Source organism: Variovorax sp. YR750, assembly GCF_900109805.1.
Lineage (GTDB): Bacteria > Pseudomonadota > Gammaproteobacteria > Burkholderiales > Burkholderiaceae_C > Variovorax > Variovorax gossypii.
Genome location: NZ_FOBJ01000005.1, coordinates 261,592 through 286,272 on the forward strand (window position 1 = coordinate 261,592; position 24,681 = coordinate 286,272).

General features: G+C 65.4%; 21 protein-coding genes and 1 other RNA gene. 13 read left to right on the forward strand and 9 right to left on the reverse strand.

Features of this window, described 5'->3' with window-relative positions; all coding sequences use genetic code 11:
* Positions 1 to 52 precede the first annotated feature (52 nt).
* The 7 genes from rpsA to gyrA all read right to left on the reverse strand — a co-directional run bounded on the left by rpsA (position 53) and on the right by gyrA (position 10,420).
* A complete protein-coding gene (rpsA, locus tag BMY35_RS12785) occupies positions 53 to 1,741 on the reverse strand; it encodes a 30S ribosomal protein S1 (protein ID WP_019654767.1) in 1,689 nt (562 codons plus the stop codon).
* A 240-nt stretch (positions 1,742 to 1,981) separates the two neighbouring features.
* Positions 1,982 to 3,994, reverse strand: coding sequence for a bifunctional 3-phosphoshikimate 1-carboxyvinyltransferase/cytidylate kinase (locus tag BMY35_RS12790; protein WP_093199065.1), 2,013 nt, complete (start codon positions 3,992 to 3,994; stop codon positions 1,982 to 1,984).
* Position 3,995: 1 nt separating this feature from the next.
* Positions 3,996 to 4,886 carry a prephenate dehydrogenase gene (locus BMY35_RS12795; protein WP_093199067.1) on the reverse strand — a complete coding sequence of 297 codons (891 nt, stop codon included), beginning with the start codon at positions 4,884 to 4,886 and terminating at the stop codon, positions 3,996 to 3,998.
* Between the two features lie 26 nt (positions 4,887 to 4,912).
* The gene (pheA, locus tag BMY35_RS12800; protein ID WP_093199070.1) at positions 4,913 to 6,037 is read right to left on the reverse strand and encodes a prephenate dehydratase; all 1,125 of its coding nucleotides are present in this window, start codon (positions 6,035 to 6,037) and stop codon (positions 4,913 to 4,915) included.
* A 24-nt stretch (positions 6,038 to 6,061) separates the two neighbouring features.
* Positions 6,062 to 7,129 carry a 3-phosphoserine/phosphohydroxythreonine transaminase gene (gene serC / locus BMY35_RS12805; RefSeq protein WP_256228366.1) on the reverse strand — a complete coding sequence of 356 codons (1,068 nt, stop codon included), beginning with the start codon at positions 7,127 to 7,129 and terminating at the stop codon, positions 6,062 to 6,064.
* A gap of 70 nt (positions 7,130 to 7,199) precedes the next feature.
* Positions 7,200 to 7,778: a DUF2059 domain-containing protein gene (locus tag BMY35_RS12810; protein ID WP_093199075.1), complete on the reverse strand. Its 579-nt coding sequence runs from the start codon at positions 7,776 to 7,778 to the stop codon at positions 7,200 to 7,202.
* Positions 7,775 to 10,420 (reverse strand): DNA gyrase subunit A, encoded by a 2,646-nt coding sequence (gene gyrA, locus BMY35_RS12815; RefSeq protein ID WP_093199077.1) that lies wholly within the window; start codon positions 10,418 to 10,420, stop codon positions 7,775 to 7,777. Before gyrA ends, BMY35_RS12810 begins: the two co-directional genes overlap by 4 nt.
* Before the next feature lie 224 nt (positions 10,421 to 10,644).
* Between gyrA and ompA the strand changes: the two genes are divergently transcribed.
* The 4 genes from ompA (at position 10,645) to ssrA (ending at position 13,206) form a co-directional block, all read left to right on the forward strand.
* On the forward strand, positions 10,645 to 11,295 hold the full coding sequence (gene ompA, locus BMY35_RS12820) for an outer membrane protein OmpA (RefSeq protein WP_093199080.1): 651 nt from the start codon (positions 10,645 to 10,647) through the stop codon (positions 11,293 to 11,295).
* A gap of 127 nt (positions 11,296 to 11,422) precedes the next feature.
* Positions 11,423 to 12,142: a bifunctional 2-polyprenyl-6-hydroxyphenol methylase/3-demethylubiquinol 3-O-methyltransferase UbiG gene (gene ubiG, locus BMY35_RS12825; RefSeq protein WP_093199083.1), complete on the forward strand. Its 720-nt coding sequence runs from the start codon at positions 11,423 to 11,425 to the stop codon at positions 12,140 to 12,142.
* Positions 12,139 to 12,807 (forward strand): HAD family hydrolase, encoded by a 669-nt coding sequence (locus BMY35_RS12830; RefSeq protein WP_177213629.1) that lies wholly within the window; start codon positions 12,139 to 12,141, stop codon positions 12,805 to 12,807. Before ubiG ends, BMY35_RS12830 begins: the two co-directional genes overlap by 4 nt.
* Before the next feature lie 14 nt (positions 12,808 to 12,821).
* Positions 12,822 to 13,206, forward strand: a transfer-messenger RNA (tmRNA) gene (gene ssrA, locus BMY35_RS12835).
* A gap of 126 nt (positions 13,207 to 13,332) precedes the next feature.
* Here ssrA and BMY35_RS12840 read toward each other — a convergent pair.
* Positions 13,333 to 13,467 (reverse strand): hypothetical protein, encoded by a 135-nt coding sequence (locus tag BMY35_RS12840; protein ID WP_256228313.1) that lies wholly within the window; start codon positions 13,465 to 13,467, stop codon positions 13,333 to 13,335.
* A gap of 81 nt (positions 13,468 to 13,548) precedes the next feature.
* Positions 13,549 to 13,824 (reverse strand): hypothetical protein, encoded by a 276-nt coding sequence (locus BMY35_RS12845; protein WP_093199090.1) that lies wholly within the window; start codon positions 13,822 to 13,824, stop codon positions 13,549 to 13,551.
* A gap of 367 nt (positions 13,825 to 14,191) precedes the next feature.
* Here BMY35_RS12845 and BMY35_RS12850 point away from each other — a divergent pair, with 367 nt between their 5' ends.
* The 9 genes from BMY35_RS12850 to glnA all read left to right on the forward strand — a co-directional run bounded on the left by BMY35_RS12850 (position 14,192) and on the right by glnA (position 24,619).
* Positions 14,192 to 15,787 carry a class I SAM-dependent methyltransferase gene (locus BMY35_RS12850; RefSeq protein ID WP_177213630.1) on the forward strand — a complete coding sequence of 532 codons (1,596 nt, stop codon included), beginning with the start codon at positions 14,192 to 14,194 and terminating at the stop codon, positions 15,785 to 15,787.
* A 76-nt stretch (positions 15,788 to 15,863) separates the two neighbouring features.
* Positions 15,864 to 17,600: a gamma-glutamyltransferase gene (gene ggt, locus BMY35_RS12855; protein WP_093199093.1), complete on the forward strand. Its 1,737-nt coding sequence runs from the start codon at positions 15,864 to 15,866 to the stop codon at positions 17,598 to 17,600.
* Between the two features lie 61 nt (positions 17,601 to 17,661).
* Positions 17,662 to 18,420 carry a pseudouridine synthase gene (locus BMY35_RS12860; RefSeq protein WP_093199094.1) on the forward strand — a complete coding sequence of 253 codons (759 nt, stop codon included), beginning with the start codon at positions 17,662 to 17,664 and terminating at the stop codon, positions 18,418 to 18,420.
* A gap of 90 nt (positions 18,421 to 18,510) precedes the next feature.
* Positions 18,511 to 19,521, forward strand: coding sequence for a YncE family protein (locus BMY35_RS12865; RefSeq protein ID WP_093199096.1), 1,011 nt, complete (start codon positions 18,511 to 18,513; stop codon positions 19,519 to 19,521).
* Positions 19,505 to 20,326 carry a polysaccharide deacetylase family protein gene (locus BMY35_RS12870; RefSeq protein ID WP_093199099.1) on the forward strand — a complete coding sequence of 274 codons (822 nt, stop codon included), beginning with the start codon at positions 19,505 to 19,507 and terminating at the stop codon, positions 20,324 to 20,326. The genes BMY35_RS12865 and BMY35_RS12870 overlap by 17 nt, the downstream gene beginning before the upstream one ends.
* An 18-nt stretch (positions 20,327 to 20,344) precedes the next feature.
* The gene (locus tag BMY35_RS12875; RefSeq protein WP_093199104.1) at positions 20,345 to 21,319 is read left to right on the forward strand and encodes a sterol desaturase family protein; all 975 of its coding nucleotides are present in this window, start codon (positions 20,345 to 20,347) and stop codon (positions 21,317 to 21,319) included.
* A 50-nt stretch (positions 21,320 to 21,369) separates the two neighbouring features.
* Complete coding sequence (locus BMY35_RS12880; RefSeq protein ID WP_093199107.1) at positions 21,370 to 22,260, forward strand: EI24 domain-containing protein; 891 nt, start codon at positions 21,370 to 21,372, stop codon at positions 22,258 to 22,260.
* Positions 22,257 to 23,057: a competence/damage-inducible protein A gene (locus tag BMY35_RS12885; RefSeq protein ID WP_177213631.1), complete on the forward strand. Its 801-nt coding sequence runs from the start codon at positions 22,257 to 22,259 to the stop codon at positions 23,055 to 23,057. Before BMY35_RS12880 ends, BMY35_RS12885 begins: the two co-directional genes overlap by 4 nt.
* A 146-nt stretch (positions 23,058 to 23,203) precedes the next feature.
* The gene (gene glnA, locus BMY35_RS12890; protein WP_093199113.1) at positions 23,204 to 24,619 is read left to right on the forward strand and encodes a type I glutamate--ammonia ligase; all 1,416 of its coding nucleotides are present in this window, start codon (positions 23,204 to 23,206) and stop codon (positions 24,617 to 24,619) included.
* Positions 24,620 to 24,681: the final 62 nt, after the last annotated feature.

Sequence of the window (24,681 nt, forward strand, 5' to 3'; positions counted from 1 at the left end):
ACGAAAAAAAAGACAGAGCGGCCCCAGGGCCTGCTCTGTCTTCCGGCTCAGCTTACTTGCTGTCGTTGTTGTCCAGCTTGGCGCGCAGCAGGGCGCCCAGGCTGGTCGTGCCCGCGTTCTCGCGTGCCGACTGCTGGCTCAGGCTGGCCATGGCGCCTTGCTCGTCGACCATGTCCTTCTGCTTGATCGACAGCTGGATGTTGCGGGTCTTGCGATCCACGTTCACGACGATGGCCGTGACTTCGTCGCCTTCCTTCAGCACGTTGCGGGCATCTTCGACGCGGTCGCGCGAGATTTCCGAAGCACGCAGGTAGCCGACGATGTCTTCACCCAGGTCGATCTCGGCGCCGCGGGCGTCGACCGTCTTGACCTTGCCGGTCACGATCTGGCCCTTGTCGTTCACCGTGGTGAACGTGGTGAACGGGTCGCTGTCGAGCTGCTTGATGCCCAGCGAGATGCGCTCGCGGTCGACGTCGACTGCCAGCACGATCGCTTCGACTTCCTGGCCCTTCTTGTAGTTGCGAACGGCGGTTTCGCCAGCTTCGTTCCACGAGAGGTCGGACAGGTGAACCAGGCCGTCGATGCCGGCAGCCAGACCCACGAACACGCCGAAGTCGGTGATCGACTTGATCGGGCCCTTGACGCGGTCGCCGCGCTTGGTGTTCTGCGCGAACTCTTGCCACGGGTTGGCCTTGCACTGCTTCATGCCCAGGCTGATGCGGCGCTTGTCTTCGTCGATTTCCAGGACCATGACTTCGACTTCGTCGCCCAGCGAGACGATCTTGTTCGGAGCGATGTTCTTGTTGGTCCAGTCCATTTCGGAGACGTGCACCAGGCCTTCGATGCCGGGCTCGAGCTCGACGAACGCGCCGTAGTCGGCAATGTTCGTGACCTTGCCGAACAGGCGGGTGCCTTGCGGGTAGCGGCGCGAAACGCCCATCCACGGGTCGTCGCCCATCTGCTTCAGACCCAGCGACACGCGGTTCTTCTCGGTGTCGAACTTGAGGATCTTGGCGGTGATTTCCTGGCCGGCCTGAACGACTTCGCTCGGGTGGCGCACGCGACGCCATGCCATGTCGGTGATGTGCAGCAGGCCGTCGATGCCGCCGAGGTCCACGAACGCACCGTACTCGGTGATGTTCTTGACCACGCCGCGCACGACTGCGCCTTCCTTCAGCGTTTCCATCAACTTGGCGCGTTCTTCGCCCATGCTGGCTTCGACCACGGCGCGGCGCGACAGCACGACGTTGTTGCGCTTGCGGTCCAGCTTGATGACCTTGAATTCGAGGGTCTTGTTCTCGTAGGGGGTCAGGTCCTTGATCGGACGCGTGTCGATCAGCGAGCCCGGCAGGAACGCGCGGATGCCGTTGACCAGGACGGTCAGGCCGCCCTTGACCTTGCCGCTGGTGGTGCCGGTGACGAAGTCGCCCGATTCCAGCGCCTTCTCGAGGGCGAGCCACGAAGCCAGACGCTTGGCGGTGTCGCGCGAGAGGATGGTGTCGCCGTAGCCGTTTTCAACGCTGCCGATGGCAACGGAAACGAAGTCGCCGGCCTGCACTTCGAGTTCGCCCTTGTCGTTCTTGAACTCTTCGATCGGCACGTACGCTTCGGACTTCAGACCGGCGTTGACGACGACGTGGTTGTGTTCGACACGCACGACTTCGGCGGTGATGACCTCGCCCGTGCGCATTTCGGAACGCTTCAGGGACTCTTCGAACAGATCGGCAAAAGATTCAGACATTTATGTTTCCTTCCGTCAGGCAGGGTTGGCAGGCGCTCTTGCGAAATTGCGTGCGGCTGCTGTGGGTCTGTAGACGGCGGTTTTGTGGGCGTGAGCCCGGTTGGTTGAACAACCAGCAGGCCGGTGCGCTGTCGCGCGGAAGGAGCCTGCTGGAGCGGTATGCGCCTTATGAATATTTCGGGATATTCCGTCTGGCGCCAGCTTTTCAAGCGGACTTGAAAGGTTGTCACTTCAAACCGCTCAAGCGGGCTTGAACGGCTGAATTTCCTGCCACCAGTCCAACACCGTATCGATCGATTGCTCGATGGACAACTGGGAGTTGTCGAGATGGCGGGCGTCCTGCGCCGGCTTCAGGGGGGCGACGCTGCGGGAAGAATCCCTGGCGTCACGTGCCTCCAAGTCGGAGCGAAGATTGTCGAGTGTAGTCGAAATTCCCTTTGAAATCAACTGCTTATGCCGCCGTTCGGCACGCTGGGCGGCGCTGGCGGTGAGGAAGACCTTGAGCGTGGCGTCGGGGAAGATCACGGTGCCCATGTCGCGGCCGTCGGCAACCAGGCCCGGCAGCTGGCGAAAACGCTGCTGCAGGGTCAGCAGCGCCTCGCGCACGGCCGGCAGCGTGGATACGCGGGAGGCGTCCATGCCGGCTGCCTCGGTGCGAATCTCGTCGCTGACGTCTTCCCCGTCCAGAAGCACCTTGCCCTCGGTGAACTGCAGGGGCAGGGCGGCGGCGAGGGCGGCTATCTGAGCCTCGTGCTGCGAGTCGGCGCTCAGGCCGGCGCGGCGCATGGCCAGGCCGGTCACGCGGTAGAGCGAACCCGAATCGAGGTAGTGGTAGCCCAGCAGGCGCGCCACTTCGGCCGCCAGCGTGCCCTTGCCCGAGGCGGTCGGGCCGTCTATGCAGATCACCGGCACCTCGGCGGTCTCGGCCACCGAGAAGAGCGTCTCGAAATAGTCGGGGAAGGTCTTGGCGACGCAGTGCGGATCGAGGATGCGCACCGGTACGCCGGCCGGGTTGAACGCCGCCAGCGAGAAGCACATGGCCACGCGGTGGTCGTCATATGTGCGGATGCTCGCGGCGTGCCAGCTGGCCTGCGCCAACGGATGCACCCGGATGAAATCGGGCCCGGCCTCGACCGTGGCGCCGAGCTTCTGAAGCTCGTTGGCCATGGCGTCGATGCGGTCGGTTTCCTTCACGCGCCAGCTCGCGATGTTGCGCAGCGTGGTGGGGCCGTCGGCGTAGAGCGCCATCACGGCCAGCGTCATCGCGGCGTCCGGAATGTGGTTCGCGTCGAGGTCGATGGCCTTGAGCGGCCAGGCGCCGCGGCGGATCTCGAGCCAGTTCGGCCCGCTGTCGACCAGCGCGCCCATCTGGCGGGCGGCGTCGATGAAGCGGATGTCGCCCTGGATCGAGTCCGCGCCCACGCCCTCGATGCGGATGCCGTCCTTGCCGGAAACGCCTGTGGCGATGGCGCCGAGCGCGATGAAATAGCTGGCGGACGAGGCGTCGGCCTCGACGTGGATGTCGCCGGGCGAGCTGTAGCGGCTGCCGGCGGGGATGGTGAAGCGCTCCCAGCCTTCGCGCTGCACCTGGATGCCGAATCGCGCCAGCAGGTTCAGCGTGATCTCGATGTACGGCTTGGAGATCAGCTCGCCGACCACCTCGATCACGATGTCGCCGGCCGCCGCGATCGGCAGCGCCAGCAGCAGCGCGGTGAGGAACTGGCTCGACACGTCGCCGCGCACGCGGATCGGGGCGTCGAGCGCCAGCTCGCCATGCGGCACCGGGCGGATGCGCAGCGGCGGGTAGCCGGGGTTGCCGAGGTAGTCGATGCGGCAGCCGAGCTGCGTCAGCGCGTCGACGAGGTCGCCGATGGGGCGCTCGTGCATGCGCGGCACGCCACTGAGTTCGAATTCGCCGCCCAGCAGCGACAGCGCCGCGGTGAGCGGGCGCATGGCCGTGCCGGCATTGCCGAGGAAGAGGGGGAGCAGCGCCTTATTGGGCTTCAACTGCCCGCCGAGGCCGGTGATGCGCAGCGTGCTGCCGTCGGGATCGACGCCGCAGCCCAGGGCGCGCAGCGCGTCGAGCATCACGCGTGTGTCGTCGGAGTCGAGCAGGTCGTGGATGGTCGTGGTGCCGCTGGCGAGCGCCGCCAGCAGGAGCACGCGGTTCGAGATGCTCTTGGAACCCGGCAGCCGTACCGTGCCGGCCGCGCCCGTCAGGGGCGGGAGGTCGAGGAAGGTCGTCGAGAACATCTCAGTTGTCCTGCTGCTGCGACGCGGTGTCGGCGGCCGGCTTCCAGGCCGCCCGCGTCTTGCTGGCCGCGGCGATGGAGAGCTCCAGGCCCTGCAGGTCGCTTGCGGACATCATCGCCTCGAAGTCGTCCAGGGCCTTGCGGAAGGCGCGCGACTGCTCCAGCACGTGCTCGCGGTTGGCCAGCAGCACGTCGCGCCACATGACCGGATCGCTCGCGGCGATGCGCGAAAAGTCGCGGAAGCCCGGCCCGGCGAGGCTCAGGAAGCGCTCGCCCTGCGGCTGCGCGGCCAGGCCGTTGATGTACGCGAAGGCCAGCAGGTGCGGCAAATGGCTCACGGCGGCGAAGGCACCGTCGTGCTCCTCGTGCGTCATCGTGACGACGTTGGCGCCGATGCCGCTCCAGACCTGCGTGGCCCGCTGCACGTTCGAGCGCAGCGTGGTCTTCACGGGAGTCAGCACGACCTGGCGGCCGGTGAAGAGCGAGGCCTCGGCATGCTCGATGCCCGAGAGCTCCTTGCCGGCAATGGGGTGCGCTGGAACGAAGCTCGCGAACTGGCGCTGCAGGCCGTTGCGTGCGGCCTCGATCACGTCGCCCTTGGTCGAGCCCACGTCCATGACCAGCGTCTCGCTCGAGATGCCGTGGCGGATGGCCTTGAAAGTGGCCTCCGACGCGGCCACCGGCACCGCCAGCAGCACGATGTCGGCGCCCGACACCGCCAGCAGCGCAGAGGGCGCCGCCACGTCGATCACGCCGAGCTGGCGCGCCCGTTCGGTGGTGGAGGGCGACTTGCTGTAGCCCACCACGCGTTTCACCAGCTTCGCGCGCTTGAGTGCGAGCGCGAAGGAGCCGCCCATCAGGCCGCAGCCGATCAGTCCCAGTTGTTCGAACATGCTGTCTCTGTGTGTCTGCCTGCCGATCAGGCCTTGACGGGATAGGCGCCCAGTACCTTGTAGAAGGCGCAGAGTCCGCGCAGCTCGGCCAGCGCGGCAGCCACGTTGGGCTGCGAGGGGTGGCCGTCGAGGTCGATGTAGAAGTAGTACTCCCACTGGCCGGTGCGCGCGGGGCGCGACTCGAAGCGCGTCATCGAGACGTTGTTGACCTTCAGCGGCACCAGCAGGTCGTGCACCGCGCCGGGGCGGTTCGGTACCGAGACGATCAGGCTCGTGCAGTCGCGGCCCGATGCCGGCGGCATGGCCAGCGTCTGCGGCAGGCAGATCACCGAGAAGCGGGTGCGGTTGTAGGAGTCGTCCTGGATCGCATGCGCCACGATGTGCAGGCCGAAGCGCGTGGCGGCGCGTTCGCCGGCCAGCGCGGCCCAGTTCGGATTGGTGGCGGCGAGGCGGGCGCCCTCGGCGTTGCTCGACACGGCTCGCCGCTCGGCGTTGGGCAGGTGCTTGGACAGCCAGGTCTGGCATTGCGCCAGCGCCTGGGGATGAGCCAGCACGGCCTCGATGCCTTCGAGCGAGTTGCTGCTGCGCAGCAAGTGATGGCGAACCAGCAGGCTGACTTCGCCGACGACGTGCGTGGGCGAGTGCAGGAAGAGGTCGAGCGAACGCGTGACCACGCCTTCGGTCGAGTTCTCGACGCCGACAACGCCGTACTGGGCGCTGCCCGCGGCGGTGGCGTGGAACACCTCGTCGAAGCTGGCGCAGTAGATCAGGTCGGCGGCGCCGCCGAAGTACTCGATGGCGGCCTGTTCGCAGAAGGTGCCTTCGGGGCCGAGCACGGCCACGCGCTGCGGCGACTCGAGCGCCAGGCAGGCCGACATGATCTCGCGCCAGATGGCGGCCACGTGGATGTCCTTGAGCGGGCCGCCATTGCTCTTCTGCATCTTGTCGATGACCTGCGCCACGCGATCGGGGCGGAAGTACGGCGTGCCCTCGCGCTTCTTGACCTCGCCGACCAGTTCGGCCACGTGGGCCCGCTCGTTGAGCAGGCTGAGCAGTCGCTGGTCGAGCGAGTCGATCTGCACGCGCAGATCGGCCAGGCTTTCGGAATTGTCGGGAGAGGAGGAGGGCGGTGTGGGTGCGGAGGCGGTCATCGGTGCGAGCGGCTGGGCATGCGCCTAGGCATGCGATCGCTCGAATTCTCGCATGTAGGCCACGAGAGCCTGCACCCCTGCCAGCGGCATGGCGTTGTAAATGCTCGCGCGCATGCCTCCGACCGACTTGTGGCCCTTGAGCTGCAGCAGCCCGGCTTCGCGCGCGCCGGCCAGGAAGGCCTCGTTGCGGCCCTCGTCGGCCAGGAAGAACGGCACGTTCATCCGCGAGCGGCAGGTCGGGTCGATACGGTTGGCGTAGAAATCGGAGCCGTCGATGAAGTCGTACAGCAGCTTCGCCTTGGCGATGTTGCGCTGCTCCATGGCGGCGACGCCGGTATGCGAGTCCTCGGTCTGCTCCAGCAGCCACTTGAACGTGAGCCCCGCCATGTAGATGCCCCAGGTCGGCGGGGTGTTGTACATGGAGTGGTTGTCGGCCACGGTCTTGTAGTTGAACGCGCTCGGGCAGATCTCGAGCGCATGGCCGAGCAGGTCGTCGCGCACGACCACGATGGTCAGGCCGGCGGGGCCGAGGTTCTTCTGGGCGCCGCCGAACGCGAGGCCCACGCGGCTCCAGTCGACGCTGCGCGAGGCGACGTGCGACGAGAAGTCGATGACCAGCGGCGCACTGCTGCCGAGCGCGGCCAGGTCGGGCAATTGCTGGAATTCGATGCCGTTGATGGTCTCGTTCGAGCACACGTGCACGTACGAGGCATCCTTCGAGAGCTGCCAGGTCGCGGGATCGGGCAGTTTCGTGTGCTGGTCGTCGGCATTGCTGGCGGCCACGCGAGCGGCGCAGTAGCGCTGCGCTTCCTTGTGCGACTTGCTGCTCCAGCTGCCTGTGATGACGAAGTCGGCGGTCTTGCCGCGCGACAGGTTCAGCGGAACGATGGCGTTCTCGCCGAGCCCGCCGCCCTGCATGAACAGGATGTGGAAGTTCGAGGGAATCGCCAGCAGCGTGCGGAGGTCGGCTTCGGCCTGCGTGCAGATCGAACCGAACTCCTTGCCGCGATGGCTCATCTCCATCACGCTCATGCCGCTGCCTTGCCAGTCGAGCATTTCGGCGGCGGCGCGTTGCAGCACCGCCTCCGGCATGGCGGCCGGACCGGCCGAGAAGTTGTAGGGACGCTTGCCGGTCGGGGTCTGCTGCTGGGTCACGTTGCCCTTACTTCTTGGCTGGAGCCTTGGCAGGTGCCTTGGCGGGAGCGGCACCGTCGGTCGGAGCGCCGAGGGCCTTGGCGACGGCGGTGTCGAGCGCCTGCATCTTGGGCTCGACCGTTGCACGCGTTTCGGACACGAGCTTTTCCGTCAGGGCGGTCTGCATCTTGGGGTTCAGTTCCTGGTACTTCTTGCTCAGGGGCGAGTTGATCCAGGCCAGCAGCTGCTTGAGCTCGTCTTCGTTGAAGTTCTGCTCCATCAGCGGGGTGAGGGCGCCGGGCGCCAGCTGCACTGCCTTGTCGCGCACGATGGGGTAGGTCTCGTCGAAGTACTTCTTCAGCTCGGCGTCGGCTGCCTTGGCGGCGGCTTCGCGCTTGGCTTCGGGCACTTGGGTCTGCAGGTATTGCGAACCCGCCTGTGCGATCGGGGCGCTGGACTGCTCGACCAGGCCGCGTGCCAGCGATTCGATGCCGGGACGCTGGATGTCGATGAACTGCTTGATGAGCGTGGCCTTGTCCTGGGCCATCGCCGCCATCGAGCTGCTTGCCAGGGCGACCGTCAGAAGTGCGAGTTTGATTGTTTTCACTGAGGATTCTCCGTTGAAGATGAGGAAGTATCGTCCGCGTCCGGCTCGGTTTCGCCGTTCGCGTCGTTTTCGACGATACGTTGTAGCCCGCTGAGTTTGGCGCCTTCGTCGAGCCCGATCAGCGTAACGCCTTGCGTCGCGCGACCTAGTTCACGAATTTCGGCAACCCGGGTGCGCACCAGCACACCCTTGTCGGTGATGAGCATGATCTCATCATCGGCGTGCACGAGAGTCGCAGCAACGACCTTGCCGTTGCGTTCACTCTGTTGAATCGCGATCATGCCCTTGGTTCCCCGTCCGTGACGGGTGTATTCGGTAATGCTTGTTCGCTTTCCGTAACCATTTTCCGTGGCGGTGAGCACGCTCTGCTGCTCGTCCTCGGCCACCAGCATGGCGATCACGCCCTGTCCGGCTTCGAGCGACATGCCGCGCACGCCGCGCGCATTGCGGCCCAGCGGGCGGACGTCTTCCTCGTCGAAGCGCACGGCCTTGCCGCCGTCGCTGAAGAGCATCACGTCATGCTTGCCGTCGGTGAGGGCGGCGCCGATCAGGTAGTCGCCCTCGTCGAGGTTCACGGCGATGATGCCGCCCTTGCGCGGGTTGCTGAACTCGTCGAGCGCGGTCTTCTTGACCGTGCCCATCGAGGTCGCCATGAAGACGTACTGGTCAGCCGGGAAGTTGCGCTTTTCACCCGTCAGCGCGAGCGCGACGTTGATCTTCTCGCCTTCCTGCAGCGGGAACATGTTGACGATGGGGCGTCCGCGCGAGCCGCGCGAACCCGCCGGCACTTCCCACACCTTGAGCCAGTAGAGCCGGCCGCGGTTGGAGAAGCACAGGATGTAGTCGTGCGTGTTGGCGATGAAGAGCTGGTCGATCCAGTCGTCGTCCTTGGTGGTGGTGGCCTGCTTGCCGCGGCCGCCGCGCTTCTGCGCGCGGTACTCGCCCAGCGGCTGGCTCTTGATGTAGCCGCTGTGCGAGAGCGTGACCACCATGTCGGTCGGCGTGATCAGGTCTTCGGTCGATAGGTCGTAGGCGCTGTGCTCCACCTGGCTGCGGCGCGCGCCGATCTTCGACTGGCCGAACTCCTGCTTGAGGGTGCCGAGCTCCTCGCCGATGATGGTCGAGACGCGCTCGGGCCGGGCCAGGATGTCGAGCAGGTCGTCAATCTCGGCCATGACTTCCTTGTACTCGGCCACGATCTTGTCCTGCTCGAGGCCGGTCAGGCGTTGCAGGCGCATCTGCAGGATTTCCTGGGCCTGCGTTTCCGACAGGCGGTAGAGGCCGTCGTTGCCCATGCCGAATTCGCGCTCGAGGCCCTCGGGGCGATAGTCGTCGGCGTTGATCACGCCGCCGTCAGCGCGCGTGCGGGTGAGCATCTCGCGCACCAGCTTGCTGTCCCAGCTGCGCGTCATGAGCTCGGCCTTGGCCACCGGAGGCGTCGGCGATTCGCGGATGATGCGGATGAACTCGTCGATGTTCGCCAGCGCCACCGCCAGGCCTTCGAGTACATGGCCGCGCTCGCGGGCCTTGCGCAGGTTGAAGACCGTGCGGCGGGTGACCACCTCGCGGCGGTGCTGCAGGAAGACCTCGATCAGGTCCTTCAGGTTGCACAGCTTCGGCTGGCCGTCGACCAGCGCCACCATGTTGATGCCGAAGGTGTCCTGCAGCTGGGTCTGCTTGTAGAGGTTGTTGAGCACCACCTCGGGCACTTCGCCGCGCTTGAGCTCGATGACCAGGCGCATGCCCGACTTGTCGGACTCGTCCTGGATGTGGCTGATGCCCTCGATCTTCTTCTCGTGCACCAGCTCGGCCATGCGCTCCTGCAGCGTCTTCTTGTTGACCTGGTAGGGGAGCTCGTCGACGATGATCGCCTGGCGCTGGCCGCGGTCGATGTCCTCGAAGTGGCACTTGGCGCGCATCACGACCTTGCCGCGGCCGGTGCGGTAGCCGTCCTTCACGCCGTTGATGCCGTAGATGATGCCGGCCGTGGGGAAGTCGGGCGCGGGCACGATCTCCATCAGCTCGTCGATGCTGGCTTCGGGGTTGCGCAGCAGGTGCAGGCAGGCGTCGACAACCTCGTTCAGGTTGTGCGGCGGGATATTCGTGGCCATGCCGACCGCAATACCGCCCGAGCCATTGACCAGCAAATTCGGCAGCTGGCTCGGCAGCACCTTGGGCTCTTTTTCGGAGCCGTCGTAATTGTCCTGAAAGTCGACAGTTTCCTTGTCGATATCGGCCAGCATTTCGTGTGCAATTTTGGCCAGCCGGATTTCCGTATACCGCATTGCGGCCGCGTTGTCTCCATCGACCGACCCGAAGTTGCCCTGGCCGTCGACCAGCATGTGACGCATCGAGAAGTCCTGGGCCAGGCGGACGATGGTGTCGTAGACCGACTGGTCGCCGTGCGGGTGGTACTTGCCGATGACGTCGCCGACGATACGGGCCGACTTCTTGTACGGCCGGTTCCAGTCGTTGTTGAGCTCGTGCATCGCATAGAGCACGCGGCGGTGCACCGGCTTGAGGCCGTCGCGGGCATCGGGGAGCGCTCGGCCCACGATCACGCTCATGGCGTAATCGAGATAGCTGCTGCGCATTTCCTCTTCGAGACTGATGGGCAGGGTTTCTTTTGCGAAGGAGGTCATGAGCAAGGGGCTGGCGGCAGGAAGGCGAAATTTTACGCTGTGAGGGGTGTCGCACCGCCGCAACACAAGGCGCCTATTCCGCCTCCGTCCTACGCTTCCGGGCTGTCCAGCGGCCTGTTTGCCAAAGACCCTATGGCACAATCGCCTCAACGTTTTGGGTGGTGGTCACTTAAAGCGTCCTTGATTCGCAGCGCGGCTGCGGCTTTTTCCCCAAGAGGAGAACCATGAAGAAACTGAATAAAGTGGCGATGATGTTTGCAGTCGCTGCGCTCGCCACTGCCGCCGGCGCGCAGACCCGTGTCACCGCTGCGGACGGCGGTCCTACGATCGACAACTGGCAAAACGGCACCGGCGAACTGGTTTGGAAGAACGGCACGAACGAACTGTGCTGGCGCGATGCCAACTGGACGCCCGCAACGGCTGCTGCTGGTTGCGACGGCGCTCTGGTTCCTCCCGCTCCGGCTGCCGTGGCTCCGACCCCCGGTACCCCGACTCCCCCGCCCGCTGCTCAAGTCGCTGCTTCGAAGGTGACCTTCGCTGCTGACGCCTTCTTCGACTTCGACAAGTCGGTTCTGAAGCCCGAAGGCCGCGCCAAGCTGACCGATCTGGTCGAGAAGATCCGTGGCGTCAACCTGGAAGTCATCATTGCTGTGGGCCACACCGACTCGATCGGTACGGACGCCTACAACCAGCGTCTGTCGGTGCGCCGCGCCGAAGCCGTCAAGGCCTTCCTGGTCTCGAAGGGCATCGAACGCAACCGCGTCTACACCGAAGGCAAGGGCAAGAAGCAGCCTGTGGCTGACAACCGCACCAAGGAAGGCCGCGCCAAGAACCGTCGCGTGGAAATCGAAGTGGTCGGCACCCGCGCCAACTAATCGATCGATTCCATCGACAATGAAACCCCGCTTCGGCGGGGTTTTTTTATGGCCGCCGAATTCGCGATTGATCTTCGGTAAAGACTGCTCGGTGTTTATCGGACATCGCTCGTTTCATAATCGCTTCATGACAGAAAACCTGAATGCGGATCCGGCCGAACTGGCCAAGTTTTCAGAGCTCGCGCATCGATGGTGGGATTTGGAAAGCGAATTTCGCCCGCTGCATGAAATCAATCCATTGCGGCTGGAATGGATTGACGGTATTGCGCCAATTTCGCAACGTCGTGTGTTGGATATCGGCTGCGGTGGCGGCATCCTGGCCGATTCGATGGCCCGCAAGGGGGCCGAAGTCTTGGGGATCGACCTCGCGGGCAAGGCGCTCAAGGTTGCGCAACTGCATGCGCTCGAGGCCGGCACCAAGGGCGTGAAGTACCGCGAGATCAGTGCTGAAGCGCTTGCTGCGGAGCAACCGGGGAGCTTCGACGTCGTCACCTGCATGGAGATGCTCGAGCATGTGCCGCAGCCGGCCTCAGTGATCCAGGCCTGCGCCTCGCTTGTGAAGCCTGGCGGGTGGGTGTTCTTCTCGACGATCAACCGGAACCTGAAAGCCTTCATGCTGGCGATCGTGGGCGCGGAGTACGTGCTCGGCATGCTGCCGCGCGGCACTCACGAATATGCGAAGCTGATCCGGCCCAGCGAACTGGCCGGCTACTGCCGTGCGGCGGGCCTCGATCTGAGGCAAACCCGCGGGCTGGAGCACAACCCCTTGACCCGCCGCTACTGGCTGAGCAACGACACCAGCGTCAACTACATGTTCGCGACGCAGAAACCGGGATCGCAAGGATGATGGGCGTCGAGACAAAGGCCGTGCTGTTCGACCTCGACGGCACGCTGATCGACAGCGCCCCCGACCTGGGCGCTGCGGCAGACAAGATGCGTACAGACCGCGGCCTCGACTCGCTCCCGCTGGAGCGCTACCGCCCCATGGCCGGAGCGGGCGCACGCGGCATGCTCGGCGTTGCGTTCGGCATCACGCCGGAGTCGCCCGAGTTTCCCGAACTGCGCGAGGAATTCTTCGTGACCTACGAGCGCCGCATGCTGCTCAACACCCAGGTGTTCGACGGTATCCAGGCTCTGATCGAGGCGCTGCGCGAGCGTGGGCTCCTGTGGGGTGTCGTCACCAACAAGTCGATGCGCTTCACCGATCCGCTCACGCGGGCCATCCCGCTGTTCGGGAGTGCAGGTGCGGTGGTGAGCGGCGACACCACGCCGTTTGCCAAGCCGCATCCCGAACCTCTGCATGAGGCTGCGCGTCGGCTCGGCGTGCCGTCCGAAGCATGCATCTACGTGGGCGACGACGAGCGCGACATCATCGCGGGCCGCGCGGCAGGCATGCGCACCGTCGCGGCGACATACGGCTACATGGGAAATCAGGCCGATTCGACGCTCTGGGAAGCAGATGCTTCGATAACTTCACCCCTCGAGCTCTTGAAGTTGCTCGATAGCGCCTAAAATACTCTTCCCTTGGGGCTGCACTGGTTTCGACGTGGGTTCGGAGTCGCAGCGGGGCATGTCGAGCTGAATGCGCTCGTAAAACAGATTCAAACAAACTAACTGCAAACGACGAACGTTTCGCACTCGCTGCTTAATTGCCAGTGAGCCTTGCAACAGTTGGCCGATGGGCTGGGCAAGGGGGTCTGGAGCAATCCTGACCTCCCGGCTGCAAGGATAACTACATGGGCTGGCTCCGATCCGGGTACCTTGGGTCGGGGCGAGAAAATAGGGTGCTGGCGTCCGGTTTAGCGTGTGACTGCGCGACTCCGGAAGCGAGACTCAAAACAGATCACTAAACATGTAGAACTGCGCGATGAAGGCTTGCGGACGGGGGTTCAAATCCCCCCAGCTCCACCATATTCCTTCCTGATGAGGGCAACGCCCTTCATCAGGTGAAGGGCTCATTGAAGAACGTACTGCGGCTGTACGTTTCGAGTCTTCCTCCAGCTCCCTCGTGGCGGCGCCCAGCCGCCCGGCTTCAACTCAGTAGCACTGAAAGAGCACGCCCTGTTCCGCAGGGGCCCTGCCAAGCCAGCGCGGCGTCTTGTCGCGCGCATCGCAGTAGTCCGAGGCCTGGACATAAGTCATGGCGCGCAGCACGCCTTCACGGACTTGCATCACTTCGTTGGGAGGGGTCGAACAGCCGGCCAGGACCAGGAGAGCAAGCGGAAGCAGTGTGCGCCAATTCATCGGGGCATTCTAAGACCGCGGATCGTTCGAACTGCGCCCGCGCTCGGGGTAGAGATACTTGAAGTATTCGCCCGACCGCCCGAACAATTGCCGCGCCAACTGGACCGGATCTTCGCCCTTGTGCTTTTCGTAGAGCACGGGGCCCCAGATGATGAAGCCGTCGATGCTGAGGCTCTTCGGGGAGGGCTCGATCGCCTTCCACGCATGTGCGAACTTCGAGATCCAGGCCAGCGCTTCCTTGAGCGCATGATTGGGTGGGGCGGGTGTTTCTTCGGTTGGGGACATGGCGGGCATCCTTGCTAAAATGCTGTACAAATATACAGTAGACTATGCCCATGGAAAACAAGCTGTTCACAAACCGGTCCTACGGTTCGCTGCCTGCTTGTCCTGTTCATCCGATTTCTCCTTGACGGGTAAACCGTCCCCCGCTGGTCAACCTGTGCGGGGGCCTTGATGCATTGCCAAGCAGATAGGCGTTTCAAGCCCAGCCTCGTGCTGGGCTTTTTTTATGCGTGCGGCGTTCGCGATGCAGCCCCGTGCAGCTGCGCTTCTTTTTGCCTGGGCGCGAGGCTATAGTCGGCAAGCACTGTCACATTGCAGTCACTGCAATCTCCCGCTCTTGCTGCCTGCCCAGATCCCGAAAAGGACGCCCGTGTCGGATTCCCTGACCTCCGAGTTGACGAATTACTACGACGCGGTGCCCTACGACTCGCATCCGTTCCCTCAGTCGGCGATGGAGCATCTGGAAGCGCTGGCTTTTCTCTTCGGTCTCGACGTTCCTCCGCCCGCGCGAGCCCGCGTGCTTGAGCTCGGCTGCGCGGCCGGCGGCAACCTGATCCCCTTCGCGGCACGCCATCCCGAGGCGCGCGCGATCGGCGTCGACCTGTCGACGGTGCAGGTGGCTCAGGGCATGGCGGTCATCGGGCGTGCAGGACTGTCGAACATCGAGCTCAAGGCCTTCAATCTCGCGGACATCGATGCCTCGTTCGGCGAGTTCGACTACATCGTCTGTCATGGCGTCTACAGCTGGGTGCCGGGGCCGGTGCAGGATGCGATCCTGCGCATCTGCCAGGAGAACCTCGCACCCAACGGCGTGGCCTACGTCAGCTACAACGTGTACCCCGGCTGGAAGGCGCGCGAGATCGTGCGCGACGCGATGATCCTGCGCGGCGGCCCGCGCGACACGCCGGAAGAAAAGCTCTCCTACGCGCGCGGCATGCTCGACTTCCTCGAGCAGTCGGCCCGCCCCGACAGCGTGCTCAAGAAGACGCTCGAAGAGGCGATGCCCATCGTGCGCAGCGCCAACAGTTCGTACCTGCTGCACGAGTTCCTCGAGCCCTGCAACGCGCCTTGCTACTTCAAGGAATTCGTCGCACGCGCTGAAGCCCGCGGCCTGGCCTACCTGTGCGATGCCGAGCCGTCGACGATGTTCGTGCAGAACTACGGCGACAAGGTGCGCGACCCGCTGCTGCGCGAATGCGGCGGCAGCCAGGTGATGATGGAGCAGTACCTCGATTTCCTGATCAACCGCACCTTTCGCCAGACCCTGCTCGTCAGGCAGCAGCAGGCCGGAGGCATCCGCTACAAGCTGGACCCAGCACGCATCCGCCGGCTCGAATTCGCCGGCATGTTCAAGACCGACGATGGCGGCGCGTTCACGCTCGATGCCCGCGAGCAGCCTTGCACCGCGATCCGGAATCTGAAGGTCACGATGCGACAGCCCGTGCAGAAGGCCGTGGCGCATCTGCTCGACACGCGCTATCCCGCCTCGATGTCCGTGTCGGCCCTCGTCGAGGCCGCGGCCGGGTTGGCTGGGCAGCCCCCGGCAGCCGCCGAACCGGTCGTGATGGCGATGGTCGAGGAACTGCTGATCCTCGGCGCCTTGCGCATCAGGCGCTCGCCGGTGCCCGCGGCCGATGCGGTCTCCAACCTGCCTCAGGCGTTGCCCGCGGTGCGCAACACGGTGGGCCTCGTGCAGGGCTCCGGTGTCACGATCAACACCTGCAACCAATGGCACGAACACGTGACGGTGTCGCTGCTCGAGCGAAGCCTGCTGCCGCTGCTCGACGGACGGCATTCGCACGAGGCGCTGGCCGAGCATCTCGAGGCTGAAGTGCGCAGCGACCGCCTGCGTTTCGTCAGGGACGACAAGCCGCTGACCGAGCCGTCGGTAATCAGGGAATTCGCTCGCGGACAGGTGGCCGTGGCGCTCGATGCCCTGCGCCGCAAGGCGCTGCTCACGGCCTGAACCGCGCTCGTCCATCCATCCTTCTTTCATTCATCCGCTCACCTTTCCTTCATCACGCTCTAGAGGAGACTCTTACATGCAACAAATCCACTGGACTCCCAAGCTGCGCACCGCCGTCGCGGCCGTGCTCGCGCTGACGGCCGCCGGCGCGTCGACCGCCGCGTCGGTGGCGCCCGTCGCCGCCGAGAACGGCATGGTCGTGAGTGCGCAGCACCTGGCCACCAAGGTCGGCGTCGACGTGCTCAAGCGCGGCGGCAATGCCGTCGACGCGGCGGTGGCCGTGGGCTATGCACTCGCTGTGGTGTACCCCGCGGCGGGCAACCTCGGCGGCGGCGGCTTCATGACCGTGCAGCTGGCCGACGGCCGCAAGACCTTCCTCGATTTCCGCGAGAAGGCGCCGCTGGCCGCCACGGCCAACATGTACCTCGACAAGGACGGCAACGTCATCAAGGGCCTGAGCACCAAGGGCCATCTCGCCGTGGGCGTGCCGGGCAGCGTCTCGGGCATGGAATACGCGCGCGAGAAGTACGGCACCATGAAGCGTGGCGAGCTGCTCGCCCCGTCGATCCAGCTGGCGGACAAGGGCTTCGCGCTGCAGCAGGGCGACATCGACCTGCTCGCTACCGCCACGGCCGACTTCAAGGACGACGCGGCCACTGCCGCCATCTTCCTGAACAAGGGCGAGCCCTACAAGGTCGGCGACAAGCTGGTCCAGAAGGACCTGGCCAAGACCCTGCGCGAGATCAGCTCCAAGGGCACCGACGGCTTCTACAAGGGCTGGGTCGGCAGCGCCATCGTGGCGTCGAGCCAGGCCGGCAAGGGCCTGATCACGCAGGCCGACCTCGACCAGTACAAGACGCGCGAACTCGCGCCGGTGGAATGCGACTACCGCGGCTACCGCGTCGTGTCGGCGCCTCCGCCGAGCTCGGGCGGCGTGATCATCTGCGAGATGCTCAACATCCTCGAGGGCTATCCGCTCAAGGACCTGGGCTACCACTCGGCGCAGGCCGTGCACTACCAGATCGAGGCCATGCGCCACGCCTACGTGGACCGCAACAGCTACCTGGGCGACCCCGACTTCGTGAAGAACCCGCTCGATCGCCTGCTCGACAAGGGCTATGCCGAGAAGATCCGCGCCGTCATCGACCCGAAGAAGGCCGGCGTCTCGAAGGACATCAAGCCCGGCGTCGCGCCGCATGAAGGCAGCAACACCACCCACTACTCGATCGCCGACAAGTGGGGCAACGCGGTCTCGGTGACCTACACGCTGAACGACTGGTTCGGCGCCAAGGTCACGGCCGCCAAGACCGGCGTGCTGCTGAACGACGAGATGGACGACTTCACCTCGAAGGTGGGCGTGCCCAATCTCTACGGCCTGGTGCAGGGCGAGGCCAACAAGATCGAGCCGGGCAAGCGCCCGCTGAGCTCGATGAGCCCGACCATCGTGTCCAAGGACGGCAAGCCGGTGATGGTGGTCGGCACGCCGGGCGGCAGCCGCATCATCACCGCGGTGATGCTGACCATGATCAACGCCATCGACTACGGCATGAACGTGCAGGAAGCCGTCGATGCGCCGCGCTTCCACCAGCAGTGGCTGCCCGACGTCACCAACGTCGAGACCTACGCGCTGAGCCCCGACACCCGCAAGATCCTGACCGACATGGGCCACAACCTGGGCGTGCCGCAGCCGGCCAACCACCTGGCGGCGATCATCGTCGGTGCGCCGTCGCTGGGCGGCAAGCCGGTCGGCAACAACCGCTTCTACGGCGCCAACGACCCGCGCCGCAACACGGGCCTGGCTGCAGGGTACTGATCCTGCGGCAAACTCGAAGGCGGTCGTGCCCCTTGCGGCGCGGCCGCTTTTTCATTTCTCCATGCATCTGCAAGACATCCTCTATACCCAGGGCTTCGGCACGCGGCGCGTGTGCGCGGGGCTGGTCCAGCAGGGCCACGTGATCATCGGCGGCAAGGTGGTGGACGATCCGTTCGCCGACATCGACCCCGAAGGCCTCCAATACACGGTGCAGGGCACCCCGTGGGAGTACCACGAGAAGGCCTACCTGATGCTGCACAAGCCCGCCGGCACCGAGTGCTCGCAGAAGCCCTCGACCTACCCGAGCATCTACACGCTGCTGCCGTCGCCGCTGCGCCTGCGTCCCAACAAGGGCGCGGTGCAGGGCGTGCAGGCCATCGGCCGGCTCGACCAGGACACCACCGGCCTGCTGTTGCTGACCGACGACGGCCAGTTCATCCACAAGATGGGCTCGCCCAAGCACCACGTGCCCAAGGTCTACGAGGTGACGGCCAAGCATCCGGTGGACGAGGCCCAGATCGCGAAGCTGCTGGCCGGCGTGGTGCTCGATGACGACCCGAAGCCGGTGCGCGCCGCCGCCTGCGAGTCCGACAGCCCGCTGCACCTGCGGCTCACGCTCACCGAGGGCAAGTACCACCAGGTCAAGCGGATGCTGGCGGCGGTCGGTAACAGGGTCGAGGGGTTGCACCGTTCGCGCATCGGCGACCTGGCGCTGCCGGCCGACCTTGCGCCGGGGCAGTGGCGCTGGCTGGCCGCCGACGAGGTCGCGGCCCTGCGCGCACCGGCCAAACCCGCCAAATCCGGGAAAGCGCCGAAATAGACGGGAAAAGCGGGGGAAAGGGCACAGTCCCGGTCAGCCAGTCTTAAGGGCGGGCCGTTAACATTTCGAACTCTCTCCCGGAACCTTCCCTTGCGACTTCCTGCCCGATCGAACGGCCGCCGCGTCACGGCCTTCCTGTTCTCCTGCCTGACGGCTCTCGCGATGTATCCGGCCGCCGCCACGGCGGCCGAGCCTCCCCCGATCTTCGTGCTCAACTCGCTGGACGCCAATGTGAGCGTCATCAATCCGGTCGACTGGACGGAAAAGCTGCGCATTCCCACCGGCAAGGAGCCGCACCACATCTACATGACGCCCGACGAGAAGTCGGTCATCGTGGCCAATTCGGCGGGCGATTCGCTGACCTTCCTCAACCCGCGCACGGCGGAAGTGCAGCGCGTGGTCTACGGCATCATCGATCCGTACCAGCTGCAGTTCTCGCGCGACATGAAGTGGTTCGTCACGGCCGGCAACCGCCTGAACCACGTCGACGTCTACCGCTGGGACGGCAAGGACCTGAAGCTGGCCAAGCGCATCGCCAGCGGCAAGACGCCCAGCCACATCTGGATCGACAACACCAGCACCATCGCCTACGTGACGATGCAGGACAGCGACGAGATGATCGCCGTCGACCTGCCCACGCAGACCATCAAGTGGCGCACCACCACCGGCGCCATGCCGGCCGACATCTTCGGCGTGCACAACGACAAGACGCTGCTCGTGGGCCTGACCGGCAGCGACGGCGTGCAGGTGTTCGACGTGGCCGGCACCGAGCCGAAGCTGGTCGGCAAGATCCCCACCGGCAAGGGCGCCCATGCCTTCCGCTCGGCCGGCGACGGCAAGAGCGTGTTCGTGAGCAACCGGGTTGCCAACTCCATCAGCCGCATCGACCTGACGACGCTGAAGGTGGTCGCGACCTACCCGGTGCCCGGCGGCCCCGACTGCATGGACGTCTCGGCCGACGGCAAGACGCTCTACGTGACCTCGCGCTGGGCCAAGAAGCTCAGCGTTGTGGACCTGGCCAGCAACAAGGTCGTGCGCCAGGTCAACGTCGGCCGTTCGCCGCACGGCGTGTGGACGCTGGATCATGCGAAGCGCATCTAGGCACGTCGGAGTCGCCGCCGCGGCCTCCATGGTCGTCCTGGCGGCGGCGCTGTCACCCGGCGCATGGGCTGCCACGGAGCCGGCCGCCTGCGAGAAGCCCGTCTACCTGACCTTCGACACCGGCCACATGGGCATAGCGCCCCTGGTGGCCGACGTGCTCAAGCGGCAGGACGTGCGCGTCACCTTCTTCGCCGCCGCCGAGCGAACCCAGACCGACGGCGACAGCCTCGACGACCACTGGGCGCCCTGGTGGAAGGCGAGGGCGGCCGAGGGCAACGAGTTCGGCTCGCACACCTACGACCACTCCTACTGGCGCGCCGACGTGAAGGGCTCGCCGCCCAGCTTCCGCATCAAACCCTCGGCCGGCCCGCAGAACGGCAAGGAATCGACCTGGAGCGCGGCCGAGTACTGTGCCAACATCAAGAAGGCCTCCGACCGGCTGGCGGCAGTCACCGGCAAGAAGCCGTTGCCGCTGTACCGCGCGCCGGGCGGCAAGACCTCGCCCGCGCTGCTGGCCGCCGCCGAGGGCTGCGGCTACAAGTACGTGGGCTGGGCACCCGCCGGTTTCCTCGGCGACGAGCTGCCGAGCGAGAAATTCAGCAACGCGAAGCTGCTGACGCAGGCGCTCGACACCATCCGCCCTGGCGACATCCTGCTCGCGCACCTGGGCATCTGGTCGCGCAAGGATCCGTGGGCGCCGGCCAACCTCGAGCCGCTGATCGTCGGCCTGAAGGCAAAGGGCTTCTGCTTCCGCACGCTGCGCCAGCACCCTGACTTCAAGGCCTGGATCGCCTCCCACCCCTGAACGACGAGCTTCCTGATCGTGATCGACTGGCTGACAGACGCCTTTTCCGCCATGCAGGGCTGGTTCTTCGAGACCGCCGTGCAGCCGCTGGTCTACGCCGTGGGCCTGGGTGGCTGGACCGAGGACGCCTTCGACGCCACCGGCTGGCTGCTGGTGGGCGTCATCCAGATCCTGGTGCTGATCGCGGTGATCGGCCCGCTGCAGCGCTGGCGCTCGGTGGAGCCCGTGGTCGACCGCCACGCGATCCGCATCGACGTGCTCTACACGCTGATCCACCGGCTGGGGCTGTTCCGGCTGGCGCTCTTCTTCACGCTGCAGCCCTTCTTCGATGACGCCCTGGGCGCGCTGCGCACGGCGGGGTGGGGCACCTTCCACCTCGACGAGGTGTGGCCCGGCGTGACCGACATCGCGTGGGTGGCCTTCGCCATCTACCTCGTGGTGCTCGATTTCGTGGGCTACTGGATCCATCGCGGCCAGCACCAGTTCAACTGGTGGTGGGGCCTGCATTCGCTGCACCACTCGCAGCGCCAGATGACCATGTGGAGCGACGACCGCAACCACCTGCTCGACGACATCGTCCACGACACGCTGATCGTCATCGTGGCGCAGCTCATCGGCGTGGCGCCGGGGCAGTTCATCGCCTTCGTTGCCTTCACCCAGCTCAGCGAGAGCCTGCAGCATGCCAACCTGCGGCTGAGCTTCGGCGCCATCGGCGAGCGGCTGTGGATCAGCCCGCGCTTCCACCGGCTGCATCACAGCATCGGGCTGGGGCATGAATCGAACGGCCGCAGCACGCTCGGTGGCCACAACTTCGGCGTGCTGCTGCCCTGGTGGGACATGCTGTTCCGCACCGCCAACTTCGAGGACCGCTACGACCCGACCGGCATCCGCGACCAGGTCGAGCCCGGCGCCGACGGCCGCGTGCGCGAGTACGGCCGGGGCTTCTGGGCCCAGCAGTGGCTCGGGCTGAAGCGAATGGTCGGTCGCGGCTGAGGGGCTCCGGGCCCTGAGCGGCCCGCCCGAGGCGTTATCCTCGCTGCTTCATGCGCCTGCTCCTCGACTCCTTCTGGCGCGCGGTCGCCTACTGCATGCTGCCGCGCGTGATTGTGCTGTCGCTGCTTCCGCTGGGGCTGATGATCGTGCTGGCCTCGCTGCTCGGCTACTTCTACTGGGACGCCGCGGTGAACTGGACGCGCGGCGCGCTCGACGCCTGGCCGCTGCTGTCGAGCTTCTGGGCCTGGATCGGCCGTCTCTTCTCGGGCGACGTCACCTCGGCGCTGGCTGCGCTGGTCGTGGTGTTCGCCGCCACGCCGGTGATCGTGGTGGTCTGCCTGCTGATCGTGGCCGGCTTGATGGCTCCCGCCCTGACCAAGCTGGTGGGCGTGCGGCGCTTTCCGGCGCTCGAGCAAAAGAAGGGCGCCTCGTTCTTCGGCAGCGTCGCGCGCTCGCTGGGCGCCACCGTCCTGGCGCTGATCGCCCTCGTCGTTTCGATGCCGCTGTGGCTCATTCCGCCGCTGGTGCTGATATTGCCGCCGCTGATCTGGGGCTGGCTCACCTACCGCGTGATGAGCTTCGACGCGCTGGCCGAGCACGCCAGCCCCGAGGAGCGCGCCGCGCTGCTGCGCGCGCACCGGCTTCCGCTGCTGTGCATCGGCGTGCTGTGCGGCTACCTGGGCGCCGCGCCCAGCATCGTCTGGGCCTCGGGCCTGCTGTTCGCCGCCGCATTCTTCGTGCTGGTGCCGATCGCCATCTGGATCTACACGCTGGTTTTCGCCTTCTCGGCCCTGTGGTTCGCTCACTACTGCCTCGATGCGCTCGCGCAGCTTCGCGCCCAGCGCGCGGCGGCCGAAGCACCGGCTGCCGGCGGCGGCACGCCGGCCATCGAGGCCGACGAAGCCAGCAAGGCCGCTCTTTCCCAATGGGGTTCTCCATGACACGCGCATTCGGTCTCATCGTCGTCGGCGACGAGATCCTTTCCGGCAAGCGTGCCGACAAGCACATGGCCAAGGTCATCGAACTGCTTGCCGCGCGCGGCCTTCAACTGAGCTGGGCCGAGTACGTGGGCGACGAGCCCGAACGCATCACCGCCGCGCTCGAGCGGGCCTTCGCCTCTGGCGACATCGTCTTCTCGACCGGCGGCATCGGCGCCACGCCCGACGACCACACCCGCCAATGCGCCGCGAAGGCGCTGGGCGTGCAACTGGCGCTGCACCCCGAGGCCGAGCTGCTGATCCGCGAGCGCATGCAGGACACCGCGCGCGAGCAGGGCCTGCCCTACGAGCCCGACCGGGCCGACAACGTGCATCGGCTCAACATGGGCGTGTTTCCGCAGGGCGCCACGCTCATCTACAACCCGTACAACAAGATCCCGGGCTTCAGCGTCGGCGACGTGCACTTCGTGCCGGGCTTCCCCGTCATGGCCTGGCCGATGATCGAATCCGTGCTCGACGGCCGCTATGCCGGTCTGTTCGCCAGCAAGACCGTCGCCGAGAAATCCGTGATCGTTTTCGGTGCCATGGAGGCCACGCTGACGCCGCTCATGCAGGCCATCGAGGCCACCCACGCCGGAATCAAGGTGTTCAGCCTGCCCAGTGTCGACCATCCGACTTACGGCCGGCACATCGAACTGGGCGTCAAGGGCAATGCCGAGCGGCTCGATGCCGCATATGCTCAGCTGATCGAAGGCCTGCACACTTTTGACGCCAAGCTCGGCCCCGAATTGGTGCGATAAAAATCAATGCACCAAAATAGTGAATTTCCGCCTTCATTTGGGTTCTGCGGCGGCCATCGAAGCCTCATCCGGTGAGGCGACAATGGCACAGAAACTGCATCCCACGTCCCTGTATTCCTAACCACCATCCAACTCAGGAGAAACTGATGGCAAAGACCGTCGCCGATGTACTCAAGCTCGTCAAGGAAAACGAGGTCAAGTTCGTCGACTTCCGCTTCACCGATACCCGCGGCAAAGAGCAGCACGTGACCGTGCCGGTCTCGGCTTTCGATGAAGACAAATTCACCTCGGGCCACGCATTCGACGGCTCGTCCATCGCCGGCTGGAAGGGGATCGAAGCTTCGGACATGCAGCTCATGCCCGACCCGAACACCGCCAACATCGATCCCTTCTTCGAAGAAACGACGCTGATCCTGACCTGCGACGTGATCGACCCCGCCGACGGCAAGGCCTACGAGCGCGATCCGCGTTCGCTCGCCAAGCGCGCCGAGGCCTACATGAAGGCATCGGGCCTGGGCGACACCGCCTACTTCGGTCCGGAACCCGAATTCTTCGTGTTCGACGGCGTGCGCTGGAAGAACGACATGTCGGGCTGCTTCGTGAAGATCGAATCCGAAGAAGCCTCGTGGAACACCGACAAGGAGTTCGAACACGGCAATACCGGCCACCGTCCCGCGGTCAAGGGCGGCTACTTCCCGGTTCCCCCGGTCGACAGCTTCCAGGACATGCGCTCGGAAATGTGCCTGGTGCTCGAATCGCTGGGCATCCCGGTCGAAGTTCACCACCATGAAGTGGCCAACGCCGGCCAGATGGAACTGGGCACCAAGTTCAGCACGCTGGTCCAGCGCGCCGACTGGGTCCAGTTGCAGAAGTACGTGATCCACAACGTGGCCCACGCCTACGGCAAGACCGCCACCTTCATGCCCAAGCCCATCGTCGGCGACAACGGCTCCGGCATGCACGTGCACCAGTCGGTCTGGAAGGACGGCAAGAACCTGTTCGCCGGCGACGGCTATGCAGGCCTCTCGGACTTCGCCCTGCACTACATCGGCGGCATCATCAAGCACGCCCGTGCCCTGAACGCCATCACGAACCCCGGCACCAACAGCTACAAGCGCCTGGTCCCCGGCTTCGAAGCTCCGGTGAAGCTGGCCTACTCGGCCAAGAACCGCTCGGCATCGATCCGCATCCCGTTCGTGGCCAACCCGAAGGGCCGCCGCGTCGAAGCGCGCTTCCCCGATCCGCTGATGAACCCGTACCTGGGCTTCGCCGCGCTGCTGATGGCCGGTCTCGACGGCGTGGAAAACAAGATCCACCCGGGCGAAGCCGCCAGCAAGGACCTGTACCACCTGCCGCCGGAAGAAGACGCGCTGATCCCGACCGTCTGCCACAGCCTCGACCAGGCCCTGGAATACCTGGACAAGGACCGTGCGTTCCTGACCAAGGGCGGCGTGTTCACCGATGCCTACATCGACGCGTACATCGAACTGAAGATGCAGGAAGTCACGCGCTTCCGCATGGCGACGCACCCCGTCGAGTTCGACATGTATTACTCCCTGTAATTGGCTCGCCCCCAGGCGCGCACTTCGTGTCGCTACGCCAACCCCCTTCCGGGGGCGATACC